Below are 15,073 nucleotides of genomic sequence, written 5' to 3' on the forward strand. Positions count from 1 at the left end.
GGTCTTGAGGGGATGGAGGTCCCGCTGCGGGTCGCGGTCATGGGCTGTGTGGTGAACGGTCCGGGCGAGGCGCGTGAGGCGGACCTGGGTGTGGCGTCCGGCAACGGCAAGGGCCAGATCTTCGTCAGGGGCGAGGTCATCAAGACCGTCCCCGAGTCCAAGATCGTGGAGACCCTGATCGAGGAGGCGATGAAGATCGCCGAGCAGATGGAACAGGACGGCGTCGCGGCAGGGGAGCCGGCCGTCACCGTGAACTGAGCGGCACGAACCGAAGGGGGCCCGAGCGTGACCATTCTGGAGACCATCCGGGGACCACGCGACCTTAAGGCGCTGTCCGAGGCGGAACTCGGTGAACTGTCCGAGGAGATCAGGGACTTCCTGGTGCACGCTGTGGCCAGGACCGGCGGACACCTCGGGCCCAACCTGGGGGTGGTGGAACTCTCCATCGCCCTCCACCGGGTCTTCGAATCGCCGGTCGACCGCATCGTCTGGGACACCGGCCACCAGAGCTATGTGCACAAGCTCCTGACGGGACGTCAGGACTTTTCCAAGTTGCGCGGCAAGGGCGGCCTGTCCGGCTACCCCTCGCGCGAGGAGTCCGAGCACGACATCGTCGAGAACAGTCACGCCTCCACCGCGCTCGGCTGGGCGGACGGCCTCGCCAAGGCACGCCAGGTACAGGGGGAGGACGGCCATGTCGTCGCGGTCATCGGCGACGGCGCCCTCACCGGCGGGATGGCCTGGGAGGCGCTGAACAACATCGCGGCCGCCAGGGACCGCCCGCTGATCATCGTCGTCAACGACAACGAGCGCTCCTACGCGCCCACCATAGGCGGTCTCGCCAACCACCTGGCGACCCTTCGCACGACCGACGGCTACGAGCAGGTCCTCGCCTGGGGCAAGGACGTACTGCTGCGCACCCCGGTGGTCGGCCCCACGCTGTACGAGTCGCTGCACGGGGCGAAGAAGGGCTTCAAGGACGCCTTCGCGCCGCAGGGCATGTTCGAGGACCTGGGGCTGAAGTACGTCGGACCGATCGACGGCCACGACCTCAAGGCCGTCGAGTCCGCGCTGCGCCGCGCCAAGCGCTTCCACGGGCCGGTCCTCGTCCACTGCCTCACCGAGAAGGGCCGCGGCTACGAACCCGCCCTCGCCCACGAGGAGGACCACTTCCACACCGTCGGCGTGATGGACCCGCTCACCTGCGCGCCGCTCGCCCCGGCCGGCGGCCCGTCCTGGACCTCGGTCTTCGGCGACGAGATGGTCAGGATCGGCGAGGAACGCGACGACGTGGTGGCGATCACCGCCGCGATGCTGCACCCGGTGGGCCTCGGCAAGTTCGCGGCCCGCTTCCCCGACCGGGTGTGGGACGTCGGCATCGCCGAGCAGCACGCGGCCGTCTCCGCGGCCGGTCTCGCCACCGGTGGACTGCACCCGGTGGTGGCCGTCTACGCCACCTTCCTCAACCGTGCCTTCGACCAGTTATTGATGGACGTGGCCCTGCACAAGTGCGGAGTCACCTTCGTGCTCGACCGGGCCGGCGTCACCGGTGTCGACGGCGCCTCCCACAACGGCATGTGGGACATGTCGATCCTCCAGGTCGTCCCCGGCCTCAGGATCGCCGCGCCGCGCGACGCCGACCAGCTGTCCGCACAGCTGCGCGAGGCCGTCGCCGTGGACGACGCGCCGACGCTCGTGCGCTTCCCGAAGGAGTCGGTGGGCCCGCGGATCCCGGCCGTCGGCCAGGTGGGCGGTCTCGACGTCCTGCACCGCGGCCCGGGCACGCCCGAGGTGCTGCTGGTGGCCGTCGGCGTCATGGCGCCGGTCTGCCTCCAGGCCGCCGAGCTCCTCGAAGCACGCGGCACCGGCTGCACCGTGGTCGACCCCCGCTGGGTCAAGCCCGTCGACCCGGCGCTGCCGGGCCTGGCCGCCGAGCACCGCCTGGTGGCCGTCGTCGAGGACAACAGCCGCGCGGCCGGGGTCGGCGCGGCGGTCGCGCTGGCCCTGGGCGACGCCGATGTCGACGTACCGGTGCGGCGGTTCGGGATCCCGGAGCAGTTCCTCGCGCACGCCAAGCGCGCCGAGGTGCTCGCCGACATCGGTCTCACCCCGGTCGAGATCGCCGGACGGATCAGCGCAAGCCTGGCAGTCAAGGAGACACACGGATGACCGAGGAGTTCGACCTCGCCGCGCTGCTGGCCGAGCGCGGGGCCGAGCGCTACGAGCTGCACGCCAAGCACCTCAACCACCAGCTCCCGCGCATGCTGCACACCATCGGCTTCGACAAGGTCTACACCCGCGCCGAGGGCGCCTACTTCTGGGACGAGGACGGCAACGACTACCTGGACATGCTCGCCGGGTTCGGGGTGATGGGCCTGGGCCGCCACCACCCCGTGGTCCGCAAGGCGCTGCACGACGTCCTCGACGCCCAGCTCGCCGACCTCACCCGCTTCGACTGCCAGCCGCTGCCCGGCCTGCTGGCCGAGCGGCTCCTCGCCCACAGCCCGCACCTGGACCGGGTGTTCTTCGGCAACAGCGGCACGGAGGCGGTCGAGACCGCGCTGAAGTTCGCCCGCTACGCCACCGGCAGGCCGCGGATCCTGTACTGCGACCACGCCTTCCACGGCCTGACCACCGGCTCCCTCTCGGTCAACGGCGAGTCCGGCTTCCGGGACGGCTTCGCGCCGCTGCTGCCCGACACCGCCGTCCCGCTCGGAGACCTCGACGCACTGGCCCGGGAGCTGAAGAAGGGCGACGTGGCGGGCCTCGTCGTCGAGCCGATCCAGGGCAAGGGCGTGCACGAGGCCCCGCCCGGCTACCTGCGCACCGCACAGGAACTGCTGCACCGGCACAAGGCGCTGCTCATCGCCGACGAGGTGCAGACCGGGCTGGGCCGCACCGGCGACTTCTACGCCTACCAGCACGAGGACGGCGTCGAGCCGGACCTGGTGTGCGTGGCCAAGGCGCTCTCCGGCGGCTATGTGCCGGTCGGCGCCACGCTCGGCCGGGACTGGATCTTCAAGAAGGTCTACTCCTCGATGGACCGGGTGCTGGTCCACTCGGCGAGCTTCGGGTCGAACGCCCAGGCCATGGCCGCGGGCCTCGCCGTGCTGTCGGTCATGGAGAACGACCAGACCGTCGCCAACGCCCGCGTCACCGGGGAGCTGCTGCGGTCCCGGCTGGCCGCGCTCACCGACAAGTACGAGCTGCTCGCCGACGTCCGCGGCCGGGGCCTGATGATCGGCATCGAGTTCGGCCGGCCGAAGTCGCTGAAGCTGCGCGGCCGCTGGAGCATGCTCCAGGCCGCGCGCAAGGGGCTGTTCGCGCAGATGGTGGTCGTCCCGCTGCTCCAGCGGCACCGGATCCTCACCCAGGTCTCCGGCGACCACCTCGAAGTGATCAAGCTGATTCCGCCGCTGATCGTCGGCGAACGCGAGGTGGACCGGTTCGTCGACGCCTTCACCGAGGTGATGGACGACGCGCACAGCGGGGGCGGGCTGGTCTGGGACTTCGGCCGGACACTGATCAAGCAGGCGGTGGCCAACCGATAGGCCGGGCGGGCTGTCGGTGCGCTGCGGCATGATGACGGCCGTGAACACCGAGATGCTCAAGGACATTTGGCAGCGGCTCCTCACCGACCCCGGCAAGTCGTGGGTGCTGTTCGAGCACGGCACCTGTGTCGTGCTCACCGCCCCGGAGGGAGACCTCGCGGACCAGGCCACCGGGATCCTGCGGGAGTTCGGACCGGTGCACGCCGGATCCCCGGCGGGGGACTTCGGGGTGATCGACCTCAAGGACGCCGAAGGGTGGGTCGTCACCGGACAGCACAACGACGTCCTGACCTACGTCGGCCCCGACGAGCCGCACGAGCGGTCGGACATCGCGATAGGCGTGTTCGGGCGGTCCAAGCGCCACCGCGACGGCACCGAACTGAACGTCGTCCACGTAGAGGACAAGCGCGACCTGGCGGACTCGGACTGATCACCGGCACAGGAACCGGCGCTGGCACTGGCACCGGGCCTCGGCCGGTCGCCGGTCCGTGCTCCATGGCGCACGGAGTGCGGTTTGCCTGAGAGGCAAGAGATTTGCCAGGGAGGCAATCGGGCTGGCTCAATGGATGCCATGAGCTTCCCCGAAGCCACGCCCGAGCCGACGCCCGGCCCGGCGGCAGAGCCGGTCGCGGAACCGGCGGCGGAGAGCGCCGAAGGCCTCCCGGCCGTCGCGCCGCGACTGCGCGCCCTGCGCCGCCAGGTCTCACTGACCCTGGAGGCCGCCGCCCGCGCCGCCGGGCTGTCGCCCGCCCATCTCTCCCGACTGGAGACCGGACAGCGCCAGCCCTCGCTGCCGATGCTGCTCACACTCGCCCGCGTCTACGGTACGACAGTCTCGGATCTGCTCGGCGAGACGGTCCCCGACCGGCACGCCGTGCTGCGCGCCGGTGACGCGGAGCCGACCGCCGCGGGCGGCTGGACGTACTGGCAGGCCGGCTCGTCCGGCCGCGGGATGCAGGCCCTGCGGGTGCGCGTCCCCTACGGCTCGCAGGGCGACATCGTCCGCGTGCACCCCGGCGAGGAGTGGCTGTACGTCCTCACCGGGCGCCTGCGGCTGCGGCTGGCCGACGCCACCCACCTGCTCGGTCCGGGCGACAGCGCGCACTTCGACTCGCTGACCCCGCACCGCATCGCCGCTCAGGACCCCGACGGGGTCGAGCTGCTTTTCGTACACACCCTGCTGCAAAGCCCGACGGCCGCTCTGTGCCTCGGCAACGTCATAGGAGAGAGGCCATGAGCGACATCGAGGAGAAGTTCCCCCGTTCCCTCTGGATCAGGCTGATCATCTACATCGCCGTGGGCCACGTCCTCGCGGCCTTCATCTGGCTGCTCTTCGAGGTCGGGGCGCAGCAGCAGTAGGAGTGGCCCGGCTGCGGGCCGCCGCCGGGCCGAGGAGTCAGTCGAGGAGCCGACCGCGCAGCCGCTCCCGGGTCTCGGGGGTCAGTTTGAGGCCCTGCTCCAGGTAGGTGTCGACGCCGCCCCAGTTCTCCTCGATGGTCTCCAGCGCCGCGGCCAGGTACTCCGCACGCGCGTCGAACAGGGGGCCGAGCAGCTCCATGACCTCGGGGGAGTAGCCGGCCGAGGACTTGTCGCTGCGGCGCACCTTGTAGCGGCGGTGCGTGGCGTTGGACTCCAGGTAGTCCGCGAGGATCGCCTCGCGCTCCACGCCCAGGGCCAGCAGCGTCACCGCGATGGACAGTCCGGCGCGGTCCTTGCCCGCCGCGCAGTGCATCAGGGCGGGGACGCTGTCCTCGGCCAGCGAGTGCAGCACCCGGGAGTGCTCGTCCGTCCGCTCCTTGACGATGGTGCGGTACGACATGATCATCCGGTGCGCGGCCTTGCCCTCGCCCAGGATCGCGCGCAGCTGCTCGATCTCGCCGTCGCGGACCATCTTCCAGAACTCGGAGCCGTCCGCCGGGTCCGACAGCGGCAGGTTCACATTGCGCACGCCGGGCAGCTCGACGTCCGGGCCCTCCAGCTTCTGGTCCGCCGCGTTGCGGAAGTCGAAGATCGTGTGCAGCTTCAGGGAGGACAGGAACGCCGCGTCCTCGTCGGTCGCGTGCGCCAGGTGACCGCTGCGGAACAGCACACCGTGGCGCACCCGCCGCCCGTCGGCGGTGGGAAGCCCGCCGACGTCACGGAAGTTGCGCACTCCGGCCAGTTCGGGCTCGGTCGACGGGACCTGCTGCGTCAAGGGGGGCTCCTCCCGCTCGACCCGTCGGCGTGGCTCGGCGGGTGGCCGACGGGATGCGCTGATGACGATACGACATCGGTTCGAGGGCAACCTCTTTGTCCACAGGCCAAAGCCTCTGTGCGGCGATCGCCCCTGTATGTCACCTCTATGCGAATTGCCCGAATTAAGTTCTTCGTCGGAACTCGCCCCGGAGTAAAGACGGCTGGGTGACGGGTGCGTGAGGAGGGTCATATCGGTGACCGTGAGTTGTACGGCATGTTCACGTAATCGGTGCGCTTTTTTGGGGAGATGTGAAGCGAGGGGAGGGGGAATTCACGGAGGGTAATCGGGATCTCTCGTAACGGATCAAGCAAAACGGGCACATCGGGAAGAGACCGCTTGTCCCGTTGTGGCGGGCTCGCTTACGTTCCAATCCGATCCGGGCGGACGCCTAATCCTGCCGCCGCCCGGTGCCCGCACACTCACCCGTGCACGGCAGGAGCGGGGGACCCACAGGCTCGATCGCCTGGTCCCGTCCCGGAACAGGCTAGGGGTCAAGCCGCGCCGCGAGCGCGGCCGGACATCTCCAGTCCGCACCCGACAGCTCACCTCGTAGGCGCCGGAGAGGAATTCGTCATGCCCGCCAAGGGTAAGCACCGCCGTCCCAAGGCCCTGCGCCTCAGCCGCTCGCTCGCCGTCGCCGGAACCGGCGGCGCCGCGCTCGCCCTCCCGCTGCTGGGCGCCACCGGCGCGCACGCGGCGACCCCGCAGTCCGCCGCCCAGTCGGTTCCCGGAAAGGCCGTGCAGTCCGTCGCGGCGAGCGGCCAGAAGACCGCCGAGCAGGCCGCCGGGCAGAGCGCGGGTGCCCGTACCTACACGGTGGTCACCGGCGACTACCTCGCGAAGATCGCCGACACCCAGCACGTCGACGGCGGCTGGCACCGGCTCTACGAGGACAACCGGGCGGCCGTCGGGGCCGATCCGTCGCTGATCCACCCCGGTCTGAAGCTCAGCATCGGCGCGAAGGCCGTGACGGGCGGGGACGCCGAGTCCGCCGCACCGCAGGCCGCCGCCCCGAAGCCCGCGTCGGCGGAGTCCTCCTCGGCGCAGTCGTCCCCCGCGAAGTCCTCGGCCGCGCAGTCCGACGCGTCGAAGCCCGCCGCCCCGCAGGCCGCCTCCAGTGCCTTCGTGCTCCCGGTCTCCGGCGCCCCGATCGGCACCGCGTACAACGTGGCGGGCAGCATGTGGTCCAGCGGCCACCACACCGGCGTCGACTTCGTCGTCCCGACCGGCACCTCGCTCAAGGCCGTCGGCGCGGGCACCGTCGTCTCGGCCGGCTGGGGCGGCGCGTACGGCAACCAGGTCGTCATCCGGCTCGCCGACGGCCACTACGCGCAGTACGCCCACCTGTCCCAGCTCTCCGTCTCGGCCGGCCAGGCCGTGACCACGGGTCAGCAGGTCGGTCTCTCGGGCGCGACCGGCAACGTGACCGGCCCGCACCTGCACTTCGAGATCCGCACCACGCCGGACTACGGCTCGGACATCGACCCGATCGCCTACCTCCGCTCGCACGGCGTCGCCGTCTGACCGACGGGCCGTCTGTCGCGCGCCTCTCCGCCGTCGAAGGCCGGACCCGGATCCCCGGGTCCGGCCTTCGACGCGTTCGGGTGCGTGTACTGCGTCGACGTCCCGGATCGCACGCTTATTCCCCGATTGGACAACTCTTTAGGAGTGGCTTATCTCACCGTCCGTCAACCCATGGCTACGGTCGCGTAGGTCACATTCGAAGGTGAATCATGAGCCGATGTGGCAGACGATTCGAAGAGTGACAGCAGAGCAGTGATCGGGTCGTACGTAGCGGTGGGGGACAGCTTCACCGAGGGCGTCGGCGACCCCGGCCCCGACGGGGCGTTCGTCGGCTGGGCCGACCGGTTCGCGGTACTCCTGGCGGACCGGCAGCCCGAGGGCGACTTCCAATACACCAATCTCGCGGTACGCGGAAAGCTCCTCGACCAGATCGTGGAGGACCAGCTTCCGCAGGCCGTCCGACTCGCGCCGGACCTGGTCTCCTTCTGCGCCGGCGGCAACGACATCCTCCGACCCGGGACCGACCCCGACGAGGTGGCGGAGCGGTTCGAGCGCGCGATCGCCGCGCTGACCGCCGTATCCGGCACCGTCATGGTGACAACCGGCTTCGACACCCGCGGTGTTCCCCTGCTCAAGCACCTGCGCGGGAAGATCGCGACCTACAACGGGCACGTCCGGGCCGTCGCCGACCGGTACGGCTGCCCGGTGCTGGACCTGTGGTCCCTCAAGTCCGTCCAGGACCGCCGGGCCTGGGACGGCGACCGGCTCCACCTCTCGCCCGAGGGGCACACGCGCGTGGCACTGCGCGCGGGCCAGACCCTCGGCGTGGAGGTGCCGGCCGACCCGGAGCAGCCCTGGCCGGCGCTGCCGCCGCGCGGCACCCTCGAAGTACGGCGCGACGACGTCCACTGGGCGCGCGAGTACCTGGTCCCGTGGATCGGCCGACGACTGCGCGGGGAGTCCTCGGGCGACCACGTGACCGCCAAGGGCGCGCTGTCCCCGGACGACATCAAGGAACGGATCGCGGCCGTGGCCTGAGCGGCCGAAGGACAGGGGCGCGGGGCCGGTCCGCCGGCTCCGCGCCTACGCCGTCAACGCCTCCCGCGCGAGCCCCAGTTCGCGGGCCAGCGCCTCGTCCACCCACTCCTGCGCGCGGGCCCGCGAGACGGCACCGGCGTACGACGTCAGCTGCACGGCGAGCCCGTCGAGCAGGGCCGTCAGCCGCAGCGCGGTGGCCGCGGGGTCCGGGCACTCGAACTCCCCGGCGACCACCCCCTCCGCGACGACCTCGGCGAGCGCCGCCTTCCACCGCCGGTCGAGGTCGCGGGTGACGTCACGGAGCGCGGGCTCGCGCAGCGCCGCCGCCCAGCCTTCGATCCACAGCCGCCAGCCCTTGGCCTGCCCGGTGGGGGCGTACCAGCGCACGGCCGAACGCAGCCGCCGCAGCGCGGTCGTCCGGCGGCCGAGCAGCTTGCGCAGCTGGGCCAGGTCCTCCTCGGCCGCGTACGTGAAGGCGGCGGCGACCAGCTTCTCCTTGGTCGAGAAGTGGTAGAGCACCAGCGCGTTGCTCACACCGAGCGCCGAGGCCACGTCGGCGATCCTGACCGCCGCCACGCCCCGCGCCTCGATCTGCTGCACGGCGGCCCGCAGCAACTCCTCGCGCCGCTCCGCCACGTTCAACCGCACTCTCGCCACCAGGTCACCCTAGTGCCGCGCCGCGACTGCCGGAACGCTGATGTGATCCGTACGAAAGGCGGCCGGGCGCGGGGCGGCCGTCGCCGGGGACAGGTCCCCGCGGCCGTCCGCGGGGCGGGCGGGAACGTACGGCAGGGCACCGGCGTTGTGGCAGGAGCCGACCATAATGAAACGTCCCGACTCCCCCTGGAGGTGCCGTGCCCGGTTTCCGTTCCTCGAGCCTCGGGCTCCGCGCGTTGCAGCCCGAGGCCTTCGGCGCGGACCCGAGCGGCGAGCGCCTGGCGCGCATCCGCAGATCGCCCCACTTCAAGGACGGGGTCTTCCAGAACCCCGGCGGCCCGTCCCGGATCCGGCCCTCGGGCTCCGCCTCCGCCCTCGCGAAGGTGTACTTCGACCGGGAGGCCAAGTCGCACCGCGCCCCGAGCGGCACGATCCCGGTGCACGCCACGACCCTCGCCGACCTCGCGCGGCCGCCCGCCTCCGGACTGCGGCTCACCTGGATGGGACACTCCAGCGTGCTCGCCGAGATCGACGGCCGGCGGGTGCTGTTCGACCCCGTCTGGGGCGAGCGCTGCTCGCCGTTCGCCTTCGCCGGGCCCAAGCGGCTGCACCCGGTGCCCCTGCCGCTGGCCGCGCTCGGCCCGGTCGACGTCGTCGTCATCTCCCACGACCACTACGACCATCTCGACATGCCCACGATCAAGGCGCTGGCGGGCACGGACACCCTGTTCGCCGTGCCGCTCGGGGTCGGCGAGCACCTCGAACACTGGGGCGTGGCGGCCGACCGGCTGCGCGAGTTGGACTGGCACGAGTCGACCCGGATCGGCGGCCTCACCCTGACCGCCACCCCCGCGCGCCACTTCTGCGGCCGGGGTCTGCGCAACACCCAGCACACGCTGTGGGCTTCCTGGGTGGTGGCCGGCGAGGAGCACCGGATCTACCACAGCGGTGACACGGGCTACTTCGACGGCTTCCAGGACATCGGCGCGGCCCACGGACCGTTCGACGCCACGATGATCCAGATCGGCGCCTACTCGGAGTTCTGGCCCGACATCCACATGACCCCGGAGGAAGGTGTCCAGGCCCACCTCGACCTCCAGTCCGCGGACCCGACGGTCGGCGTGATGATGCCCATCCACTGGGCCACCTTCAATCTGGCGCCGCACCCGTGGGCGGAGCCGGGCGAGGGCACGATGCGCGCCACGCACAAGGCGGGTGTGGCGCTGGCGGCCCCGGTGGCGGGCGAGCCCTTCGAGCCGACCGTGGCCGCGCCCTCGGCGCCGTGGTGGCGCGCCGTCGCCAGGCCGCCGGCCGGGGGCTGGCCCACCTGGCCGCCGGTGGCGTCGACCGGACCGGAACCGGCTTTCGCGGGGGAGTAGCGGTCGTTCCTTGCGGGGCCGGGCCACGCCCGGCCCCGCTTCTTCTTGTGCTCCGTCACCGCCCCTGCGCGGTCGGGCGGGAGCGGTTCCCGCCCCTGCAACATCACCGACGGTGACTGTTTCTGATCGGTTGAGACCACCCTCTTCCCCCTCGGGACCCTTTCCTGTTGTTCATGGGGGACGGGGTCTGAGTGGTTTATCGGTCTTTCGTGCGAGGCCTCATACCAGAGCGGGATGCTCCCCGGGGGACTTTGCCAACTGCCCACCGCACCTGTCGCAACCGCGACTACTGTGAGTGTCCGCCGGGCGACGCAGGGCCGAATTCTTCGGCTCTCCCGACCGGCACCGCGATGGCGCACGCCCGAGCTGCGCACCATGCGCGAGCAACCAGGCTCGACGGACCAGCACGAGGACACCGATGTCTCACCTCCGCGCACCGGCCGTACGCGCAGACCGCCGTGACGGCGGCGGGCGGCACGGGCGGCCGGTCGCCCGCCCCGCCACCCCGCTGCCCGAGGCCCACATACGGCCGCAACTCCTGAGGCTCGCCGTGCTGCCGCCGATCGCGGTCGCCCTCAGCGCCTGCGCGGCGATCCTGGTCACCGCCCGCTCCACCGGAGCCGGACGGGGCATCACCCTGTGGGCGGTGCTGACCGGCGCCCTCGCGGTCAGCCTCGCCGGGATCCTGATCGCCGCCGTCGCCGCCGACCGTGCCGCCCGGTCCGTGACCGACCGGATCGCCGCGCTGCGCCGCAGCAGCGCCCGCGGCGAGGCCGATCTGCGCGCCGTGGTCGAGGCGTTACGACGCGGCGAGAACGCGCCCCGGCGCAAGCCGCGGGGCGGCCCGGCCAAGGACGCCGACGAGTTCGAACTGCTCGCCGCGGACCTGGCCCGCGCGCACGACGGCGCCGTCACCGCCGTCGTGCAGGCCGCCCAGCTCTCCAGCCAGACGGGTAGCGAACAGAAGCTGGAGGTCTTCCTCAACCTCGCCCGGCGGCTCCAGTCGCTGGTGCACCGGGAGATCTCCATCCTCGACGAGCTGGAGAACCAGATCGAGGACCCGGACCTGCTCAAGGGCCTCTTCCACGTCGACCACCTCGCCACCCGCATCCGCCGTCACGCCGAGAACCTCGCCGTGCTCGGCGGGGCGGTCTCGCGCCGGCAGTGGAGCAACCCGGTGTCCATGACCGAGGTGCTGCGCTCCGCGATCGCCGAGGTCGAGCAGTACTCACGGGTCAAGCTCGTCCCGCCGGTCGACGGCGAGCTGCGCGGTCACGCCGTCGCCGACGTCATCCACCTGCTGGCCGAACTCGTCGAGAACGCCACGGTGTTCTCAGCCCCGCACACCCAAGTGCTGATGCGCGCCAATCTCGTCACCTCCGGGCTCGCCGTCGAGGTGGAGGACCGCGGGCTCGGTATGCCCGCCGAGGAGCAGAGCAGGATGAACGACCTGCTCGCCGACCCCGACCAGGTCAACGTCGCCCGGCTGCTCGCCGACGGCCGGATCGGACTCTTCGTCGTCTCCCAGCTCGCGCGGCGGCACGGCATCAGGGTCCGCCTCCAGACCAACATCTACGGCGGGGTGCAGGCCGTCCTGGTCGTGCCGCAGGGGCTGCTCGGCACGGCGCCGGGGGGCGCCGTCGAGGCCGTGGCCGTGCCGCGGCCGGCGGTCCCGGCGGCCGGTCCCGGCGGACCCCAGCAGCCCGGGTCCGGATCCGTCCGGGAGCCCGGACGGCACCTCGCCCCCGCGGTTCCCACCGGCCGACGGCGTCGGCAGCAGGGTGACGACGACCGTGGCGCCGTCGTTCCCGCCGTGCCGGCTGCTCCCGCCGAGGGCGCGGGGACGGCCGGGCGGCGCCGCGGCAGCCCCGGGAGCGCGCCGACCGGGAACGGCGGCCCCACGGGCTCCGCCTCGACCCCGGCAGGTGTCGTCGGCCCGGCCCCCGTGCCGGGCCGGCGCGGCGGCCCGATCCCGATGCCGGGCGGTGCCGGGTTCGCACACCCGACCGAGGGGGCGAACGGCGGCGGTCCGGCCTTCGCTGGGAACGGTGGCGGATCATCCCCCACCGGGAACGGTGGCGGTCCGGCCTTCGCCGGGAACGGTGGCGGTCCGGCCCTCGCCGGAAATGGTGGCCGTCGGGCTCTCCCCGCGGACGGACAGGCCGCCCCTCGGAACGGTGGCGGACCCGCCTTCGCTGGGAACGGTGGCGGACCATCCTTCGCCGGGAACGGTGGCGGTCCGGCCCTCGCCGGGAACGGTGGCGGACCGGCTTCCCGGTCGGGGCGCGGCGGGGTGTCTCCCGTGGCGAACGGCACCGGCCCGGGTGGCAGGGCGAACGGCGCCGGCCCCCGGTCGGGGAACGGCGCGGGCACGGGCGCGGCCACGAGTGGTCCGGGCGCCGGTACGAGGCCGGAGGTCATCGGAGGCGGTCCGCCGGACACCGGGGTCCGCGCGCTGCCGCAGGGCACCGCGGGCCCGGGCGCACCGGCGCACGCCGCTGCACCGGGCGGAGCCGACGGCGGAGCGTCCGGCGGCCACGGCGAGCTGCCGGCCCCGCGCAGCACCCCCGACGAGTCCCGGCCGACCGGGGGCGCACCCGCCCCCCTGCCCGTGCGCGGCCCCCGGGGGGAAAGGTCCAACCCCGCCTCGGCCGTGCCCGGGATCCGGCCCGAGGAACGCCGGACCGTCGCGGAGAGCACGCAAGGGCTGCCCACCCCGCGCGTCGGCGCGGTACGCGGCACCATGGGCAAGCCCCGGCTGCCCCGCCGACGCGCCCAGGAGCACATCGTCCCCCAGCTGCGCGGCGGCCCCGCGCCCCGCCAGGACTCCGAACACGTCGCCGCGCACGACCCCGGCCTGATGGCCGCCTTCCAGCGCGGTGTCGGCCTGGCCGAGGCCCAGCAGAGCCTGGAGGCGGCCGCGCCTCCCGGCTCGTCCCTCTCCGACGTACAGCTCGTACCGAACGACGTACAGCTCGCGCCGACGCCGACGCCGACGCCGGCACCCATCGCCGAACGGCCGCCCGTCGCCGACGAACCGTCGCCGTCCGCCGTCGTCGTACCGACGTCCTTCCTGGACAAGGCGCGTATAGCCCGTGCGCAGCCCGCGGCGCCCGCCGCCGCCGAGGCGTCCGGCACGCACGACGGCCGGTCCGCGCCCGGAACCGACCGGCACACCGACCGGCACACCGCCCGGCACGACGGGAGCGCGTCCTCCGGATGACCACCGCACTCCCCACAGCTCCCGCCGACCTTCGTACCCCAAGGAGTCGATCCACCATGGCGAGCGATGCGCCTACCAGTCATTCGTCCGATCTCGACTGGCTGATGAGCGGCCTCGTGCAGCGCGTCCCGCACACCACCAGTGCGGTCCTCCTGTCCTGCGACGGCCTCGTGAAGTCCGTCCACGGCCTGGACCACGACAGCGCCGACCACATGGCCGCCCTGGCGTCCGGCCTGTACTCCCTCGGGCGCAGCGCCGGGGTGCGCTTCGGCGACGGCGGCGACGTACGGCAGGTGGTCGTCGAACTCGACGCGAACCTGCTGTTCGTGACCACCGCGGGCTCCGGCACCTGTCTCGCGGTGCTGGCCGGCCGTGAGGCCGACGCCGCGGTGCTCGGCTACGAGATGGCCATGCTGGTCAAGAGCGTGCGCCCGTACCTGGTGACCGCGCCCCGGCAGCATGCCGCCGACCCCCCGGTGATGAGGCGTTGAGCGTGGCGGCGGTCGGCGACGGGCCCTGGCTCGACGACGCGGCCGGACGGCTGGTGCGGCCCTTCACCGTCAGCAACGGCCGCACCAGGCCCACCATCGCGCTCGACCTCATCTCGCAGGTGCGGGCCACCGGGGTCACCCCGCTCGGTTACCTCGGTCCGGAGCACGCACAGGCCCTCGCCCTCTCCCGCGCGCCCGTCTCGGTCGCCGAGGTGTCCGCCCATCTGAAACTGCCGGCGGCCGTCACCAAGGTGCTGCTGTCCGACCTGGTCGATTGCGGGGTGCTCACCACCAAACCTCCCGAGTTCCACCACAACCCCACCGACCGGGCCCTTCTGGAGGCAGTGCTCGATGGACTACGACGACAGCTCTGAGTACGAGAACGGCCCCATGCCCTTCCCCACCGCGCTGAAGATCCTGGTGGCGGGCGGTTTCGGGGTCGGCAAGACGACCTTTGTCGGCACGGTGAGCGAGATCGCCCCGCTCAGCACGGAGGAGCTGCTCACCACCGTGAGCGCCACGACCGACAATCTCGACGGCATCGAGAACAAGGTCGAGACGACCGTGGCGATGGACTTCGGCCGCATCACCCTCGACCCGCAACACGTCCTCTACCTGTTCGGCACGCCCGGACAGGAGCGCTTCTGGTTCATGTGGGACGAGCTCTCCGAGGGCGCGCTCGGCGCGGTCATCCTGGCCGACACCCGCCGCCTGGAGGAGTGCTTCGCCGCCGTCGACTTCTTCGAGGAACGCGGTCTCGGCTTCATCGTGGCGATCAACGAGTTCGACGGCGCCCACCGCTACGCCTCCGAAGAGGTCCGGGCCGCCCTCGACCTCGGCCCCGGGATCCCCGTGGTGCGCTGCGACGCCCGTATCTCCGCCTCGGGCGTCCAGACCCTGCTGACCCTCGTACGCCACCTCATCGCCCATGCCCCGGCGGCCCCCGAGCCCAGCCGTGGCGTCCACCTGTGATC

General features: G+C 72.3%; 14 protein-coding genes, 1 pseudogene and 1 riboswitch. Of the genes and pseudogenes, 13 read left to right on the forward strand and 2 right to left on the reverse strand.

From position 1 onward, the window contains the following. The 6 genes and pseudogenes from FNH09_RS36315 to FNH09_RS36340 all read left to right on the forward strand — a co-directional run. Nucleotides 1–258 (forward strand): annotated as a pseudogene (locus FNH09_RS36315) (flavodoxin-dependent (E)-4-hydroxy-3-methylbut-2-enyl-diphosphate synthase); the annotation flags it as partial. 27 nt (nt 259–285) lie between these two features. Next, nucleotides 286–2,169, forward strand: a complete 1,884-nt coding sequence (gene dxs, locus FNH09_RS36320) for a 1-deoxy-D-xylulose-5-phosphate synthase (RefSeq protein ID WP_162469633.1) — start codon at nt 286–288, stop codon at nt 2,167–2,169. Then, nucleotides 2,166–3,551, forward strand: coding sequence for an aspartate aminotransferase family protein (locus FNH09_RS36325; RefSeq protein WP_152894150.1), 1,386 nt, complete (start codon nt 2,166–2,168; stop codon nt 3,549–3,551). The genes dxs and FNH09_RS36325 overlap by 4 nt, the downstream gene beginning before the upstream one ends. Nucleotides 3,552–3,582: 31 nt before the next feature. Next, a complete protein-coding gene (locus FNH09_RS36330; protein ID WP_152894162.1) occupies nt 3,583–3,981 on the forward strand; it encodes a hypothetical protein in 399 nt (132 codons plus the stop codon). A gap of 141 nt (nt 3,982–4,122) precedes the next feature. Next, nucleotides 4,123–4,788 carry a helix-turn-helix domain-containing protein gene (locus tag FNH09_RS36335; protein WP_152894151.1) on the forward strand — a complete coding sequence of 222 codons (666 nt, stop codon included), beginning with the start codon at nt 4,123–4,125 and terminating at the stop codon, nt 4,786–4,788. After that, the gene (locus tag FNH09_RS36340) at nt 4,785–4,910 is read left to right on the forward strand and encodes a DUF6126 family protein (protein ID WP_152894152.1); all 126 of its coding nucleotides are present in this window, start codon (nt 4,785–4,787) and stop codon (nt 4,908–4,910) included. The genes FNH09_RS36335 and FNH09_RS36340 overlap by 4 nt, the downstream gene beginning before the upstream one ends. A gap of 37 nt (nt 4,911–4,947) precedes the next feature. Here FNH09_RS36340 and FNH09_RS36345 read toward each other — a convergent pair whose 3' ends face one another. After that, nucleotides 4,948–5,745 (reverse strand): tyrosine-protein phosphatase, encoded by a 798-nt coding sequence (locus tag FNH09_RS36345; RefSeq protein WP_152894153.1) that lies wholly within the window; start codon nt 5,743–5,745, stop codon nt 4,948–4,950. A 452-nt stretch (nt 5,746–6,197) separates the two neighbouring features. After that, a riboswitch (cyclic di-AMP (ydaO/yuaA leader) is annotated at nt 6,198–6,356 on the forward strand. Nucleotides 6,357–6,360: 4 nt separating this feature from the next. Here FNH09_RS36345 and FNH09_RS36350 point away from each other — a divergent pair. Further along, entirely contained in the window at nt 6,361–7,311 is a 951-nt protein-coding gene (locus FNH09_RS36350; RefSeq protein WP_152894154.1) for a M23 family metallopeptidase, read from the forward strand. Nucleotides 7,312–7,563: 252 nt separating this feature from the next. Beyond that, a complete protein-coding gene (locus tag FNH09_RS36355; protein ID WP_162469636.1) occupies nt 7,564–8,349 on the forward strand; it encodes a GDSL-type esterase/lipase family protein in 786 nt (261 codons plus the stop codon). A gap of 45 nt (nt 8,350–8,394) precedes the next feature. On the opposite strand, the gene FNH09_RS36360 is transcribed toward FNH09_RS36355, so the two are convergent. Further along, the gene (locus FNH09_RS36360; RefSeq protein WP_338017797.1) at nt 8,395–9,006 is read right to left on the reverse strand and encodes a TetR/AcrR family transcriptional regulator; all 612 of its coding nucleotides are present in this window, start codon (nt 9,004–9,006) and stop codon (nt 8,395–8,397) included. A 197-nt stretch (nt 9,007–9,203) separates the two neighbouring features. Between FNH09_RS36360 and FNH09_RS36365 the strand changes: the two genes are divergently transcribed. From FNH09_RS36365 to FNH09_RS36390, 5 genes are all read left to right on the forward strand, one after another. Further along, complete coding sequence (locus tag FNH09_RS36365) at nt 9,204–10,385, forward strand: MBL fold metallo-hydrolase (protein ID WP_162469634.1); 1,182 nt, start codon at nt 9,204–9,206, stop codon at nt 10,383–10,385. Between the two features lie 418 nt (nt 10,386–10,803). Beyond that, the gene (locus FNH09_RS36375) at nt 10,804–13,608 is read left to right on the forward strand and encodes a sensor histidine kinase (protein WP_152894157.1); all 2,805 of its coding nucleotides are present in this window, start codon (nt 10,804–10,806) and stop codon (nt 13,606–13,608) included. Nucleotides 13,609–13,664: 56 nt separating this feature from the next. Next, nucleotides 13,665–14,099 (forward strand): roadblock/LC7 domain-containing protein, encoded by a 435-nt coding sequence (locus FNH09_RS36380; RefSeq protein WP_152894158.1) that lies wholly within the window; start codon nt 13,665–13,667, stop codon nt 14,097–14,099. Between the two features lie 2 nt (nt 14,100–14,101). Next, nucleotides 14,102–14,473 carry a DUF742 domain-containing protein gene (locus FNH09_RS36385; RefSeq protein WP_162469635.1) on the forward strand — a complete coding sequence of 124 codons (372 nt, stop codon included), beginning with the start codon at nt 14,102–14,104 and terminating at the stop codon, nt 14,471–14,473. Next, nucleotides 14,451–15,071, forward strand: a complete 621-nt coding sequence (locus FNH09_RS36390) for a GTP-binding protein (RefSeq protein ID WP_152894160.1) — start codon at nt 14,451–14,453, stop codon at nt 15,069–15,071. The genes FNH09_RS36385 and FNH09_RS36390 overlap by 23 nt, the downstream gene beginning before the upstream one ends. Nucleotides 15,072–15,073: the final 2 nt, after the last annotated feature.

The organism is Streptomyces adustus, assembly GCF_009377175.1.
GTDB lineage: Bacteria > Actinomycetota > Actinomycetes > Streptomycetales > Streptomycetaceae > Streptomyces > Streptomyces adustus.